Consider the following 13,105-nt stretch of genomic DNA (forward strand, 5'->3'; position numbering starts at 1 on the left):
GGCGGTTTTGTTATTTAAACGCAGTCATGAGCCTATCATGCCAGGCAACTTTATCGGAGTGCGATATTGCTGCACTTTCCTGATGTCCGGGTCTGCAGTCACTGTGACAGACTCTAGCTGCGCCCCCTCGGGCGGCGACACCGTCCTCTTGGTACCGGCCTCCATTGTTCCAACAGACTCCGTCTGGCCGCCACCAAAATCGACCACGACGTTTGTAAGCGTGAGCCGGCCGGTGTTTGAAAGCACTACGCGGGCGTCGGTGAAAAGCGACTGCTCGTCCTTCAGCGCGTCAACGGTCAGCGAATAGTCTTGCGTCGGGATGGCGGGCACAAGCATGATTGCCATTGCCGCAGCGACAACGCCGCTTGCGATTGCAATCACGATGCCAACGCGCACTTGCAAAAAAGCCCGTTTCTAAGATATAAGTTCTCATTCGCCCTTGATCTGGGCCCTGGTCTTGAACAGCGGCTTGATGCCAAGCGGGGCATAGTTGCCAGTGGAGCAGGTAAAGCACAGCTCTTGCTCCGGGATGCCTATGGCCTGCGCCAGGTTTGCGGTGTCGTTGTAGGCGACGTAGTCTGCGCCAATCACATGCGCCACTTTTGACGCTACCTTTTCGTTGGACTGCTCTTCTGCTCCGTGCTGGTACGCGATGAGCTCTTCCTGCGACGGAAAGTCGATGCCAGCGTAGCACGGATAGCGTATCGGCGGGTACGTGACGACAAGGCTTATCCGCCTTGCGCCGGACGCCTTGAGCGTGCTTATTATCGAGGCCGAGCTTGTGCCCCGGACGATGCTGTCGTCCACCACGATGACGTGCTTGCCCTCGACCACATCGCGAATTGGGATGATGCCTTTGTTTATCTCGACCCTGTCGTTTTGATATGGCTCGATGAAGCTTCTCATATTGCCCTTCTTGCTGTACCTGTCCTTCAGAAGCCCCTCCTCAAATGGCAGACCCGCCTCGAGCGCGTAGCCAAGCGCCGCCGGCCTTGCCGAGTCCGGCACCGGGACGACGACGTCGGCCTCCCTTATCGGGAAACTCTTGGCTAGGAACTGCCCGATGCGCTTGCGCGCCGCATATACGTTGATGCCCTCCATTATGGAAGACGGATGTGCAAAGTATGTGTATTCAAAGGCACAGTGCGCGTGCGGGCTCTCCGTTGCAAACTGCTTGGTCTCGATGCCGGCCTTGCCCATCTTGACCAGCTCGCCCGGCTCGACGTCGCGCACCAGCTGCGCTCCAACTGCTGAAAGGGCACATGACTCCGACGCCACCATGTAGGTCGAAGTCTCTTTGTGAAAGCCGAGTACCAACGGGCGGAAGCCTCGCGTGTCGCGGGCGGCGTAAACAGAGCCGGCGTCTGTAAGGAACGTAAAGCAGAACGAGCCGACCATCTCGCTCTTTAGTATTGACATTGCAGAAGCGATGTCGTCCTTCTCTGCTATGTGCATAACGAGCCTCTGCGCCGCCACAAGCGTGTCACTCATTGTCTGTGGTGTGAACGTACACCCGCCCACCATTCCTGAAAGTTCTTCGACGTTTGCTATCGTGCCGTTATGCGCTATGCACAGGTCCTTGACCTTGAGCGGCTGCGCGTTTTCAAGGTTGCTCTTGCCAAAGGTGGAATACCTGACGTGACCTATGGCCGCACTTGACTTGTACTTTCTGACTATGGACTGAAAGTCGGGCGCAGACGCTGACACGAGCCCGAGCCTCTTGAAGGGCGCCTTGCCCGGGACGGCAATCCCCCAGGCTTCTTGCCCCCTGTGCTGGACCGCGCGAAGCATATCTATTGCAAACGGCACTACGTTGTGGCCGGCGAGCGAGAAGATGCCTACTACGCCGCAGTTTTCATGGACCAAGGGCTGTTCCCTCCCTGAAAAGTGCACAGGCCATAAGTGGAGCTAGCTTGGCGGCATGATCTAAAAAACGTATCTTCACTGCATTATCCTGCTAAGCGCGCCGAAAGCCTGTTCGAGTTTTGCAAGCGGAAGCGATATTTGCATTTTCCTGCCCTTAGTAAATTCGGCCCTGCCCCGGGCAGACCGGCCCACCTGGGCAAATTTCACCCCCTCTGACTTTAGCAGCTGGTCTACCTCCGCAGACTTGCTGGTGCCTACGACGTAGCGAGAGTGCGACTCCGAAAAGAGGAGCTCGTCTGACCTATTGCAGGTGCTTGGAACCTTGTCGATGTTTACTCTGAACCCGGTCCTTCCCGTCACTGCCATCTCTGCAAGCGCCACTGCGAGTCCGCCCTTTGAGCAGTCATGCGCGCAGCCCACAAGGCCGTTTCTTATCAGTTTCATGACGGCAACGCCGTTTGCTCTGTCTGTTGCAAGATCTACCTGCGGCACCTGTCCTCCCGTTATCCCGTGCACGTATTCATAGTATTCGGAACCGCCCATCTCCGGCTTGGTTTCCCCGACCACAAAGATCGTATCGCCCTGTTTTAGTGCGGAGCGGGTAATCCACGACCTGTCGTCGATGAGCCCGAGCGTGCCCATGACAGGCGACGGCTTTATTGCGCCCTTGGAAGTCTCGTTGTAAAAACTGACCTTGCCCCCGACGACCGGAATTTCCATGAAGTTGCAGTAATCCACAATGGCGTTTACTGCCTGCGCAAACGTCCAGAATATCTTGGGGTCTTCGGGACTCCCAAACTGCAGGTGGTCCACCACGCCTATTGGCTCGGCGCCGGTGCATATCACGTTGCGCACGCCCTCTGACATGCAGCCAAGCGTGCCCTGGTAGGGGTCTAGGTAGCAGTGCTTGGAGTTGCCGTCAAGCTTTGCCGCGACAAACTTTCCGTTGTCAAGCCGCATCACCGCCGCGTCGGCCGCGCCGGGCTTGACCACCGTGCGTACGCCGACTTCGTGGTCGTACTGCTGGTAGACCCAGCTCTTGCCTGCAATCGTCGGGTTTGACAAAAGCGCCAGTAGCGCCTTACCAAGGTTTATGGCTTTTGGCTGGCGCGCCTTTTTCAGCCTGTCGAGGTACGCCGGCTTCTTGTTGGCCCTGTCTGCATGCGGCGCATGTGCCACCAGACTCGATGGCATGTCCGCGACTACCTTGCCGTCTTGCCTGACAGTCAGGTTCTTGTGTCCTTCCGCCTTGCCAATAACTGAATATCCTATCTCGTACTTGTCAAGAATAGACTGTAGCGCAGGCATCTTTTCTGCATCCGTGACATACAGCATGCGTTCCTGCGACTCCGATATCATCAGCTCGTTGGGGGTCATGCCTGTTTCCCGCGTGTGCACCTTGGACAGCTCCACGTCAAAGCCCCTGCCCAGGCTGTCCGAGGTTTCTGAAAGGCAACAGGACAGCCCGCCGCCGCCGAGGTCCTTGATTGCCTTGACGCAACCCTGCTTGACTGCTTCCATCGTCGCTTCTAACAACAATTTTTCAAGGAACGGGTCGGGTATCTGTACTGCGGAGCGGTTCTCTGCTTCCAACGCCTTTGAGGCAAACGACGCGCCGTGGATGCCGTCCCGGCCGGTAGCGCCACCCACAAGCACCAAATAGTCGCCTGCCTCTGCGCGGTTTGCAATAACCTCCTCCTTCTTGCCAACACCAATCGACGCCACGTCCACGAGGCAATAATCCTCAAACGATGGGTCGAACTCTACCTCTCCCCCGACGGTAGGTATCCCGATGCAGTTGCCATAGTCGGCTATGCCCTTGACGACGTTCTTGAAGAGCCACCTTGACTTTTGAGCCTGATTGCCCTTGCCCTCTATGGGCGCAAAGCGCAGAGCATCAAAGACCGCTATCGGTCTGGTGCCCATAGACATGATGTCGCGTATGACGCCGCCCACGCCTGTTGCAGCGCCGCCAAATGGCTCGACTGCCGACGGGTGGTTGTGGCTTTCAATGTGGACCGTGAGCACGTAGCCGTCGCCCACGTCAAGCACGCCGGCGTCGTATCCGGGGCCCACAATAACACGTCTGCCCTTTGTCGGCAGGAGCTTGAGGTATTTTTTGGACGACTTGTACGAGCAGTGCTCCGACCACTCAGCGCCGACGATATCCTGCTCGACCGCATTTGCGCGCCTTTTCAGCTTTTCCTCGAGGTGGCGCAGCTCCCACGGTGTGAGGACGCCCATCGTCAGGCGACCGCCTTTTGCTCAAGGAAAGACGCAAGAGAGCGGAATATTGCTATGGCCTCGCCAGAGCCGCGTGCAGAGACTATGCTCTCGCTCGCCCTCTCTGGGTGCGGCATCATGCCCATGACGTTTCCCTGCTCGTTGCAGATCGCCGCTATAAGTTCGGTTGAGCCGTTAGGGTCGTCGTGAGAGTACTGAAGGACGACCTGGTTCTTTTTCTTTAGTTCCTTGACGATGTCAGGAGTTGCGACGTACCGCCCCTCGCCGTGCGCAACAGGTATGTCAAACTCTTGGCGCTTTGAAAACGACCGCGTAAATGGAGTGCTGTTATTTTGCACCTTGACCTTCGTCCACCTGCAGACAAACCTTAGCGAGTGGTTCATCAAGAGCGCGCCGGGCAACAGCCCCGACTCGACGAGTATCTGAAAGCCGTTACATATCCCAAGAACCGGCGTCCCCTCCTTCGCAAGCCTCTTGACCTCCTGCACAATCGGGCTGTGTGCTGCGATTATCCCTGCGCGCAGTCGGTCTCCAAAGGCAAAGCCTCCGGGTATGACCATCGCGTCGTAGCCCAATATTCTGTCTTTTGTATGCCAGATAAAGTCAGCCTGCACGCCGACAACATTGTTCAAAACGTGGTGGACATCGCGGTCGCAATTGCTCCCGGGGAAAACGGCGATCCCTATTTTCATTATTTTGAGTCTGACTTCTCAATGCTCGTATTAATATCTTGAGGGCCTTTCCCGGATTCTAACTGGCTCACCACGGCAAGGATTAAATCGGTACACGTGCGTGTGTAGGACATGGCGGCAAGCGTGGTGCGCGACATCATGACAAAGGAAATTGTCACCATCGACGGAGACAAAACGGCACTCGAAGCCGCCAAGATGATGACCGAGAAGGGCATAAGCTCGCTCTTTGTAGTAAAGGAAGGTACGACTGCAGGCATCGTGACAGAGCGGGACTTTATCAAGAAAATATGCGCAAAAGAGCTCGCCGTTTCACAGGTCAATGTGTCAGACATAATGTCCAAGATCCTAACGACTGCTACGCCCGACACGCCGATTGAAGTCGCGGTGCAGCGCATGGTGAACCACAAGGTACGCCGGCTACCGATAATGGAAGGCGACAGGGTCGTCGGCATAATAACAGTCACAGACCTTGCCAAGCACCTGAGAACAACGTTGCTTTTGGAAGGCACACTGGGCGACACGGGAAGCATCGACGACGTAATCGCAACAATGACCCACGACAAGCACTAGGCTTTTGACGCCTTTACCATGCAGGTACTCACCACTGGATTGAAGATGCGCAATTCTTCGCACAGCTTTTGCACAGTCTTTTCGGCGTCCTTTTCGGAACGTGCACTCACCGCCATCTTTAGCATCTTGGCGGAGCGCACGGACTGAACCTGCGAGTACCCGCCCTTGAGGACCAAGTCCCGGTGTATGGTCTCGCCTTCAGGGTCGTTGATGTAGGGCTTATTCTCGATGATGACTTGCACGAGAAATTTCTGCGCCATCGCCTGTTTTGGATGCGCGCTGTAATTTAAATACATAAGGCGCCTGTCGCCGAAAGTATTAATTATGTACAACCAAATCTGCCAGCTCGAGGTCACGTAGCTCAGCCTGGCAGAGCGGCTGACTTGTAATCAGCAGGTCGTGGGTCCAAATCCCACCGTGACCTTTTTCACGTCTCTCGCCAGATAGCCTTTGTTTTAGCAAGAGCGACAAAGCCTACCAGATATGCTATTTGCACGGCAAATCCAAAGCCAAGCGACCAGTCCGCCGGCGTTGCAAGCCCCATCGTCTGCTGGAACATTATGGAGGCGTGCGTAGTGGGAACCGCGTACGACAGGTAACGTAATGCGTCTGGCAGCGTCGACACTGAATAAAACACCGGCGGCAGCACAGCCAAGATGACGTTTACAAACGATATCACCTGCGTGGCGTTTCGCATGTGGAGCATGTGCGACGATATGAAAAAGCCCATCGCGGACATCGAACCCCACAGGAGCAGTATTGTGACCAGGAGCAAGGGGATGGTCAATAGCGACCCGCCAAAGTACACCACAAGAATCGCAAGCACGGTAAGTGCCGGCAAGCCAAATAGCAGTTCAGAAAGCGCGAGTCCCATCATGTATGTCAACGGCGACACTGGCGACGCGACGAAAATGTCCTGTATCTTGTACTCTGTCTTGTAAAACGATATGTCCTGCCCGAGCGCAAGGCCGTACCCAACAAGCGCCATGACAAGCGAGCCGGCGACGGCAAGGTGCACGTACTGGCCGCCGCTTACCACGAAGAGCACGAACAAGAGCGAGAACGGGCTTATCGCGGTGAACACCAGTGACATCGGGTTTCGCTGAAGCCATAAAATCCCGGTCGAATACGCGATAAGCATGGCCTGTCTCACAGGTAGCATCAACTTTCGTTTCCCTCCATGTTTCCGACCAAATAGACAAACACGTCGTCAAGCGTGACAGGCGACACGGTGAACGGCAGGTTGCGCCGTATCGCAAGCTCTGACAGTTCGCGCACGGCAGACTCAAATGCAAACACGCGAAGCGTCCCGACTCCCGTGTCGGTGACTGCGCCGTACGACTTTAGGGTCTCTTCGTCAAGCCCGTCCTTGGCGATATCAATCCGCGTGTTGTGCGGTATAACTTTGCGCAGGTCAGAGATCGTGCCCTGCGCCACGATCGAGCCCCTGTCGATTATTACGAGACGGTCTGACAGCATCTCTGCCTCGTCCATGTAGTGTGTTGTGAGCAAGATGGAGCGCCCTTCTGCCTTCCAGTCTTTTATAGCGCACCAAACCTGCCTCCTTGAGACCGGGTCGAGTCCTATAGTGGGCTCGTCCAGAAACAGCATTTGCGCGTCGACTGCCATCGCCATAGCGACCAGCACCTTCTGTTTCATGCCGCCGGACAGGTTCATCGCCGGCCTGCTGCGCGCTTCCCACAACTCGAGCCTCTTGAGCATCGCCTCGGTCTTTTCCCGTGCCCGCTCCTTGTTCTCGCCCCTTATCCTGAGCCAGTTGTACACGTGGTCCCATGGTGTCAAGGCTCGCAGCGGCCTTCCTTCCTGCGGCACCACTGAGATGAGGTCGCGCACCTGCTTTGCGTGCTTTATGACGTCGAGCCCGAGCACACTTAAGCTGCCTGCTGTGGGCATCAACTGCGTCGCACACATGCGCACAAAGGTGGTCTTGCCGGCGCCGTTTCTGCCAAGGAGCGTGAACACCTGGCCCGACTCGACTTCCAGCGAGATGTCGGAGAGCGCTGGGCTGGGCGAACCCTTGTACACCTTTGTAACATGCTCGGCTTGAATGGCAAGCACGCAGGTGCTACGGCAAGCCCAAATTAGAGTTTTTGAACATAGAAGCTGCAAGTAGACGAATCGTCGACGACCATTTTATCTGCCGGCATAGAAAATAGCCTGTCCGCGCCGCTGACAAAAGCATCTGTCTTTCCGAAAAAACCAGATAGTATCCCCAGGGAAGGCCCTGCCGTTGCGTGCAGGATCGTTCCGGCTTCGATATGCAAATAAGGGTCTCCTGAGAAGAGCTTTTTGATGAAAAGAGAGTTCGTAGTAGCCAGGATTGAAGCTTCTCAGGACGGTAGCCCATACGTCTATGTCACTTTCAACGACCCAAAGGAGTACAAGCCCGACAAGTCCATGAGCCCCTTTGGCCAGAACACTATGGCATTCTCGTCGATAGAGGACATGATGAAGAACATGCCAAAGGTGATGGCAGGGATGCCCGGCATGTTCGGCGGCATGACAGAGACGCCAGTCATGAAGTTGAGTATGAGGGAGTACCAGGACCTAGGCATAAAGGTGGGCGACAAGGTCGCAATCGAGATACAGAAGGTCGAGGCTTCGGGCGTCTAGCCGTTATGCTTTAAATAATCAAACAGCGTAGAAGCGGCGATTGGAACAGCAAAGGAAAGTCCGCGCAGAGGTAAAGCTGCCACTCATTCTCATCCACACGCCATTTGGGCTGGATTTCTTTGACAGGGTGGCCAAGTGGCCTGGCGCGAAGGCGTGGGCCCACTTTAACACGTACCTCATGCCAATCATCACGGCTCTTGCAATATTCCTCATTGCCGGCTCGCTTGCTATACTAATCGCAAGCGCGGACGCCCGCGAAGGCATCAGTAACATAGGGCCGCAGGCAAACCTGCTCATCCCCGGCCTCAACCCGTACCTGCCCATAACGTACGGGTGGATAGCGCTCATCGTAACAATCGTCATACACGAGGCGGGCCACGGAATCATCGCCCGGATCTACAACATAAGGGTCGAGTCTACCGGCCTTGTGTTGTTCCTCGGGATCCCGATTGGAGCCTTTGTCAACATCGAGCGGGACGAGTTGAACAAAGTCACTCTCAAGCAAAAGAGCGCGGTACTCACCGCAGGCCCGTTGAACAACATGATACTTGCCGGCCTTTCGCTTGCGGCGCTCTACTTTGTGATAACTACTCTCACCCCGCTTCCGCCCGACCCCAACTCTCCCCAGTTTGGCATTGCAGTCTTAACAGTAAACCCCGGCTCGCTTGCCGAGTCGATAGGCATGACTCAAGGGTCCGTGATACAGACGGTTAACGGTCAGGAGATCAGGGAGCTTGATGACTTGGGGAACATACTACGGGCGAACCTTGGCGACACCGTCGACATAACTTGGGTCAATAGCAATAACCAAGCCATAACCAGGCAGGCGACACTCCCCGCCGCGGTGGAGCAGGGGCGGGGAATACTTGGCATCACCGTCACGCCCCTCTTGCCTGACTCTGGCGCCGTGCTAGAGCGCTACAAGGGCGCGTTCAGCGCAAACCCGATTGCCATACTGCTCCCGCCGACGATGCAGCAGGGCGCAGTGCCGTACTCTGACTTGATGGCACCTAGGTACGAGTCAAGTCTTGGACCTGCGTGGGTGCTCGTAGCCAACATGCTGTTCTGGTTGTGGTTTGTCAACTTTAACGTCGGCATATTCAACGCGCTGCCGATAGGCCCACTTGACGGAGGCCAGCTGTACGGCTCGCTCATCGAAAAGAAGGCCAGGTCGGCAGCGCTTGCAAAAAACGCCACGAACCTGCTCACGGCTATAATGGTTGCAATAGTTGCTGCAGCGATATTGTTGCCGTACGTCCTGTAGCACTAGGCTTTTATAACAGAAAGAGCGATGTACAAGTGCTTATTGCCGGTTTGTGCCGTGGCATTTTATCGACCGTGACCACGTAGCATACGACAATACAAGGACCGAAAAAGAGTTGGAAAAGCGCGAAGAGTTTGAGAGGCGTGGGGAGTACAGGAGAGGCCACGAATTTCGTGACAGGAGGCCGCCAGCAGAAAGCCCGGTCGCTAAGGTGACCACGGAAAGCGAGGAGGAAGTAGCCAAGACCATACTGCAGTCAATCCCGGCAGACTCGCAGATTATCACCGTCAGGTTCGAGGGTCCCAACATCGCGCTTTATACTAAAAACCCGCGCTTTGCGCTTACCGAATTGACGTATTACCTGTCATCGCTTTCAAAGACCCTGAAAAAGCGCTTCATAATCAGGACGGACCCGTCCGTGCGCCTCGAGGAGGACGCGACGAGGCAGGCAGTCGCGAAACTGTTGCCAAAGGACGTCTCGGTCTCGGCAGTGTTTTGCGACGACGCGACAGGCGAGGTCGTGCTCGAAGTCAGCAGGCCCGAAGCCATAGACCCGGCGATGATCGTCGAAGTAGCACAGACCACGGGTTGGATTGCGCACACTAGGCGCTCGCCCCACATACCGTCTACGAGCATTAACACGATACACTCTACGCTAAAGAACTCTGCAAAGGAAAGGACGGACTTTTTGCAAAAGCTTGGAAGGAGGCTGTTCAGGGGTCCGCTGGTAGTAGGCGGCTTTGAGAACGCAAACGGCAAGCAGGAGTCAGACTCGCAGCCACGGCCGCAGGGCTGGTCGACAAGCAAGGAAGAAGTGATGTTGTTTTGCCTCGGCGGCGTAAAGCAGGTAGGCAGGTCGTGCTTTATCGTAGTCACGCCAGAGAGCAAGGTGATGCTTGACTGCGGCATCAACCCCGGCGAGATGTCGGGGCTTGATGCGTACCCGCGTATCGACTGGCTCAACTTTGACCTTGACGAGCTTGACGCCGTCGTAATCAGCCACGCCCACATTGACCACCAGGGCTTTTTGCCGACGCTCTTCAAGTACGGCTACCGCGGGCCGGTCTACTGCACCGAGCCCACATTGCCACTAATGACGCTCCTCCAGATGGACTCGGTCAAGATTGCAAACGCAAACGGCAACTACCTTCCATACGAGGCACGCGATATTCACGAAGTGATAAAGAGGACTATAACGCTCCCTTACGGCAAGCCGACCGACATTTCACCTGACATCACAGTAACCCTGAACAACGCAGGCCACATCATGGGAAGTGCCACTGTCCACCTGAACATTTCCGGCGCGCACAACATACTATACAGCGGCGACTACAAGTACGCCCGCACGCAGCTTTTGGACAGCGCCGTGTCAACGTACCCAAGGGTCGAGACCCTCATCACAGAAAGCACGTACGGCAACTCGTCTGACGTCATGCCGGACCAGCAGGCGGTCTACAGAACGTTTTCAGAATCGATAAACAGAGTGTTGATGGAAGGAGGCAAGGTATTGATTCCTGTGCCGGCGGTAGGCAGGGCGCAAGAGATAATGCTCGTCATGGCAAAGGAGATGAGCGAGGGTCGGCTCGTCGAGTCGCCCATATACATAGAGGGCATGATTTCCGAAGCCAGCGCCATCCACATGTCGTACGCACACTATTTGGGCACGGACGTGAGGCGTTCCGTCTCGCAGGGCGTAAACCCCTTCCTATCTGAGTATTTCACGGTCATTTCCGGTTACGGCAAGCGCGACGAGATACTTAACGACGAACATCCGGCCATAGTCATGGCAACGTCGGGCATGCTCGAGGGCGGGCCGTCCGTAGAATACTTCAAAGAACTTGCGCCAAACCCCAAGAACAAGATAGTCTTCGTTTCGTACCAGATAAACGGCACACTTGGCCGTCGTGTTTTGGACGGTAACGTGTCTGACGTCAGCATGATGGACAAGTCGGGCAAGGTCAAAGTCGTGCCCATCAGGTGCCAAACGCAAAAGATTGACGGCTTTTCAGGTCACAGCGATTTTAACCAGATAATGAACTTCGTGGCCAAGGTCAAGCCAAAGCGCGTGCTTGTCAACCACGGCGAGCGCTCAAAATCTGAAAACGTGGCAAGCTCTGTCTATTCAAGGCTAAAAATCCGCTCAAGCGTGCCTGACAACCGCGAAGTGCTGCGCCTAAGATAGGGCAGAGTTTTTTACCCTGTCCTTCCAATACTAAGGTGTAAGGCCCTATGGCAATAAGATACAAGTGTGTCCACTGCAACATAGTCCTCTCGGGAGAGGGCGCGTCGCGCCACTACCTTGCAAACCCGACGCACAAGTTGGAGAAACTTCCGCCACCGCCAAAGCCGCTGAAAAACCCTACCCCCTAGTTATTCTCTGATGCTTTCAAGCGTCGACACGACCTGCCAGAGCATTGTCCTGATATGGGACTGCATCTGGGGGCTCTGCGTCGCGCTGTCCAAAAGGCTGATTGCGTTTGCCGCCCTGACCGACGGGCTGCCTGACTTGTCGTCCTTGAGGGCCATCAGGACTTCCTTTATCATGTTCCTAACGCTTTTCTGCACGTCGTTGTTCTTGGTTATTGAGTCAAGTGTTTCTATAGCGCGCGCAAGGCGCTCGTTGTTTTCCTTTTCCTTCTGTTCCTTCTTGGCTGATGTCAATGCCGTTCTCTCTCCCGCCGTCGAGCGTTCATAAGATGCGGGCTTGCTTTTGAATGTTTTCGTCGCTTCAGTAGCCCTGCTCGATTTCGCTTGCAGCGAGCTCTTGCACGTATTTTGCGCCCTTATCAGTCAGCGAGAAATGCCTGACGTCGGCGTCGTCCACGCCGTCCGGGAGCGACGAGGCGACGTATCCTTCCTCAAGCAGGCCGCGGAGTGCCTGCGAAAGGAGCAACTCGAAATAGCCCTTGTTGATGTTATAGTCGTACTCGTTTTCCGCCTTTTGTGGGACGAGCCACATCTTGATCTGGCCCAAGCTGGCACCCTGCGCGCCGGCGACGTGCATTAGGTTGTCAAGTATTATCCTAGCGGCAGGACCCGTGTCCATGTCGGTAATATCATGCGCATGCAATAAATGGCTTGCTGCAGAGGTTTTATAGCGCGTACGCTATTCTCTAATTGTGGCAGAGAGGCTGCGCTGCAACATTTGCAACTGCGAGATAGATCTTGCAAAGGCCCAAGGCCACGCGGAGACGAAACAGCACGCAAAGCTCAAATCCAAACTGGAACAGGACCTGAGCGCAACAAAGGAGAAAGTGTACGCACACGACGTGTCTGTCGTCCTGCGGTGGTCAGAATCCGCCGACTGACCAGCCAAATTCGCGTTTCCAGTGGAAACCGCCTATACAAATAGTTCTATTTCTTTTAAACTGACTAGTGGCCACAATTAATCATTTCACTATCAGAACCGGGCACTTGGCGTTTTGCAAAACTTTCCTTGACGTGCTGCCAAGCACCATCCCCTTGAACCTGCCAAGCCCCCTACTCCCCATCACTATCATGTCAAAGCCGCCCTTTTCCGCATAGCCGACGATGTTTGAAGCGGGGTCGCCTTCCATGACAGCTGACTCCACTTTCAGCCCCTGCTTTTCCGCAACGTCTCCGTACCTGTCAAGCACTTTTGCGGACTCTTGACGGTAGTTCTTCAAGAGCTCGTCTAGCAGCTTTTGCGACTCGACGTATACGGTAGGCGGCGTTTCTATCACGAGTACCACTGTCATCTGCGCGTCCGTGTCCTTTGCCAGCTCCAGTGCACGCTCAAAGGCCCGGAACGAATTTTCAGACCCGTCGACTGGCACGAGGATTTTCGAGGGCACGCCGGTCATATCTATTGCAC

The 13,105-nt window shown here is 55.4% G+C and carries 16 protein-coding genes and 1 tRNA gene; 7 read left to right on the top strand and 10 right to left on the bottom strand.

Annotation, left to right across the window (positions count from 1 at the left end):
* Nucleotides 1–24 precede the first annotated feature (24 nt).
* The 4 genes from VGA14_RS00560 to purQ all read right to left on the bottom strand — a co-directional run bounded on the left by VGA14_RS00560 (nucleotide 25) and on the right by purQ (nucleotide 4,802).
* Entirely contained in the window at nucleotides 25–396 is a 372-nt protein-coding gene (locus VGA14_RS00560) for a hypothetical protein (RefSeq protein WP_331001790.1), read from the bottom strand.
* Between the two features lie 33 nt (nucleotides 397–429).
* Nucleotides 430–1,866, bottom strand: a complete 1,437-nt coding sequence (purF, locus tag VGA14_RS00565; protein ID WP_331001791.1) for an amidophosphoribosyltransferase — start codon at nucleotides 1,864–1,866, stop codon at nucleotides 430–432.
* A gap of 75 nt (nucleotides 1,867–1,941) precedes the next feature.
* Nucleotides 1,942–4,110: a phosphoribosylformylglycinamidine synthase subunit PurL gene (gene purL / locus VGA14_RS00570; RefSeq protein ID WP_331001792.1), complete on the bottom strand. Its 2,169-nt coding sequence runs from the start codon at nucleotides 4,108–4,110 to the stop codon at nucleotides 1,942–1,944.
* Between the two features lie 2 nt (nucleotides 4,111–4,112).
* Nucleotides 4,113–4,802: a phosphoribosylformylglycinamidine synthase subunit PurQ gene (purQ, locus tag VGA14_RS00575; RefSeq protein WP_331001793.1), complete on the bottom strand. Its 690-nt coding sequence runs from the start codon at nucleotides 4,800–4,802 to the stop codon at nucleotides 4,113–4,115.
* A gap of 111 nt (nucleotides 4,803–4,913) precedes the next feature.
* Here purQ and VGA14_RS00580 point away from each other — a divergent pair, with 111 nt between their 5' ends.
* Nucleotides 4,914–5,372 (top strand): cyclic nucleotide-binding/CBS domain-containing protein, encoded by a 459-nt coding sequence (locus VGA14_RS00580; RefSeq protein ID WP_331001794.1) that lies wholly within the window; start codon nucleotides 4,914–4,916, stop codon nucleotides 5,370–5,372.
* Here the strand turns inward: VGA14_RS00580 and purS are convergent.
* Entirely contained in the window at nucleotides 5,369–5,632 is a 264-nt protein-coding gene (purS, locus tag VGA14_RS00585; RefSeq protein ID WP_331001795.1) for a phosphoribosylformylglycinamidine synthase subunit PurS, read from the bottom strand. The two genes, VGA14_RS00580 and purS, sit on opposite strands and share 4 nt — an antisense overlap.
* Before the next feature lie 90 nt (nucleotides 5,633–5,722).
* Here purS and VGA14_RS00590 point away from each other — a divergent pair.
* A tRNA-Thr gene (locus tag VGA14_RS00590) sits at nucleotides 5,723–5,796 on the top strand.
* A gap of 3 nt (nucleotides 5,797–5,799) precedes the next feature.
* On the opposite strand, the gene VGA14_RS00595 is transcribed toward VGA14_RS00590, so the two are convergent.
* Both VGA14_RS00595 and VGA14_RS00600 read right to left on the bottom strand, forming a co-directional pair.
* The gene (locus tag VGA14_RS00595; RefSeq protein WP_331001796.1) at nucleotides 5,800–6,534 is read right to left on the bottom strand and encodes an ABC transporter permease; all 735 of its coding nucleotides are present in this window, start codon (nucleotides 6,532–6,534) and stop codon (nucleotides 5,800–5,802) included.
* The gene (locus VGA14_RS00600; RefSeq protein WP_331001797.1) at nucleotides 6,534–7,451 is read right to left on the bottom strand and encodes an ABC transporter ATP-binding protein; all 918 of its coding nucleotides are present in this window, start codon (nucleotides 7,449–7,451) and stop codon (nucleotides 6,534–6,536) included. Before VGA14_RS00600 ends, VGA14_RS00595 begins: the two co-directional genes overlap by 1 nt.
* Nucleotides 7,452–7,685: 234 nt before the next feature.
* Here VGA14_RS00600 and VGA14_RS00605 point away from each other — a divergent pair, with 234 nt between their 5' ends.
* From VGA14_RS00605 to VGA14_RS00620, 4 genes are read left to right on the top strand one after another with little or no spacing between them, the layout of a single operon-like run.
* Nucleotides 7,686–8,006 (top strand): hypothetical protein, encoded by a 321-nt coding sequence (locus VGA14_RS00605; protein WP_331001798.1) that lies wholly within the window; start codon nucleotides 7,686–7,688, stop codon nucleotides 8,004–8,006.
* Nucleotides 8,007–8,046: 40 nt separating this feature from the next.
* Nucleotides 8,047–9,270 (top strand): M50 family metallopeptidase, encoded by a 1,224-nt coding sequence (locus VGA14_RS00610; RefSeq protein WP_331001799.1) that lies wholly within the window; start codon nucleotides 8,047–8,049, stop codon nucleotides 9,268–9,270.
* Nucleotides 9,271–9,322: 52 nt separating this feature from the next.
* A complete protein-coding gene (locus tag VGA14_RS00615) occupies nucleotides 9,323–11,452 on the top strand; it encodes a beta-CASP ribonuclease aCPSF1 (RefSeq protein WP_331001800.1) in 2,130 nt (709 codons plus the stop codon).
* 47 nt (nucleotides 11,453–11,499) lie between these two features.
* A complete protein-coding gene (locus VGA14_RS00620; protein WP_331001801.1) occupies nucleotides 11,500–11,640 on the top strand; it encodes a hypothetical protein in 141 nt (46 codons plus the stop codon).
* Here the strand turns inward: VGA14_RS00620 and VGA14_RS00625 are convergent, their stop codons facing one another.
* Nucleotides 11,641–11,931, bottom strand: a complete 291-nt coding sequence (locus tag VGA14_RS00625; protein ID WP_331001802.1) for a UPF0147 family protein — start codon at nucleotides 11,929–11,931, stop codon at nucleotides 11,641–11,643.
* Nucleotides 11,932–11,998: 67 nt separating this feature from the next.
* Nucleotides 11,999–12,316 carry a hypothetical protein gene (locus VGA14_RS00630; RefSeq protein WP_331001803.1) on the bottom strand — a complete coding sequence of 106 codons (318 nt, stop codon included), beginning with the start codon at nucleotides 12,314–12,316 and terminating at the stop codon, nucleotides 11,999–12,001.
* 73 nt (nucleotides 12,317–12,389) lie between these two features.
* Between VGA14_RS00630 and VGA14_RS00635 the strand changes: the two genes are divergently transcribed.
* Nucleotides 12,390–12,578 carry a hypothetical protein gene (locus tag VGA14_RS00635; RefSeq protein WP_331001804.1) on the top strand — a complete coding sequence of 63 codons (189 nt, stop codon included), beginning with the start codon at nucleotides 12,390–12,392 and terminating at the stop codon, nucleotides 12,576–12,578.
* 81 nt (nucleotides 12,579–12,659) lie between these two features.
* On the opposite strand, the gene VGA14_RS00640 is transcribed toward VGA14_RS00635, so the two are convergent.
* On the bottom strand, nucleotides 12,660–13,085 hold the full coding sequence (locus VGA14_RS00640; protein WP_331001805.1) for a universal stress protein: 426 nt from the start codon (nucleotides 13,083–13,085) through the stop codon (nucleotides 12,660–12,662).
* Nucleotides 13,086–13,105 lie beyond the last annotated feature (20 nt).

The sequence above is a fragment of the Nitrososphaera sp. genome, assembly GCF_036397675.1.
Lineage (GTDB): Archaea > Thermoproteota > Nitrososphaeria > Nitrososphaerales > Nitrososphaeraceae > Nitrososphaera.

Coding starts and splice junctions, on each gene's coding strand:
- purL (WP_331001792.1), bottom strand. CDS start 4,110: ATGGGCGTCCTCACACCGTGGGAGCTGCGCCACCTCGAGGAAAAGCTG.
- purQ (WP_331001793.1), bottom strand. CDS start 4,802: ATGAAAATAGGGATCGCCGTTTTCCCCGGGAGCAATTGCGACCGCGAT.
- VGA14_RS00580 (WP_331001794.1), top strand. CDS start 4,914: ATGGCGGCAAGCGTGGTGCGCGACATCATGACAAAGGAAATTGTCACC.
- purS (WP_331001795.1), bottom strand. CDS start 5,632: ATGGCGCAGAAATTTCTCGTGCAAGTCATCATCGAGAATAAGCCCTAC.
- VGA14_RS00595 (WP_331001796.1), bottom strand. CDS start 6,534: ATGCTACCTGTGAGACAGGCCATGCTTATCGCGTATTCGACCGGGATT.
- VGA14_RS00605 (WP_331001798.1), top strand. CDS start 7,686: ATGAAAAGAGAGTTCGTAGTAGCCAGGATTGAAGCTTCTCAGGACGGT.
- VGA14_RS00620 (WP_331001801.1), top strand. CDS start 11,500: ATGGCAATAAGATACAAGTGTGTCCACTGCAACATAGTCCTCTCGGGA.
- VGA14_RS00630 (WP_331001803.1), bottom strand. CDS start 12,316: ATGGACACGGGTCCTGCCGCTAGGATAATACTTGACAACCTAATGCAC.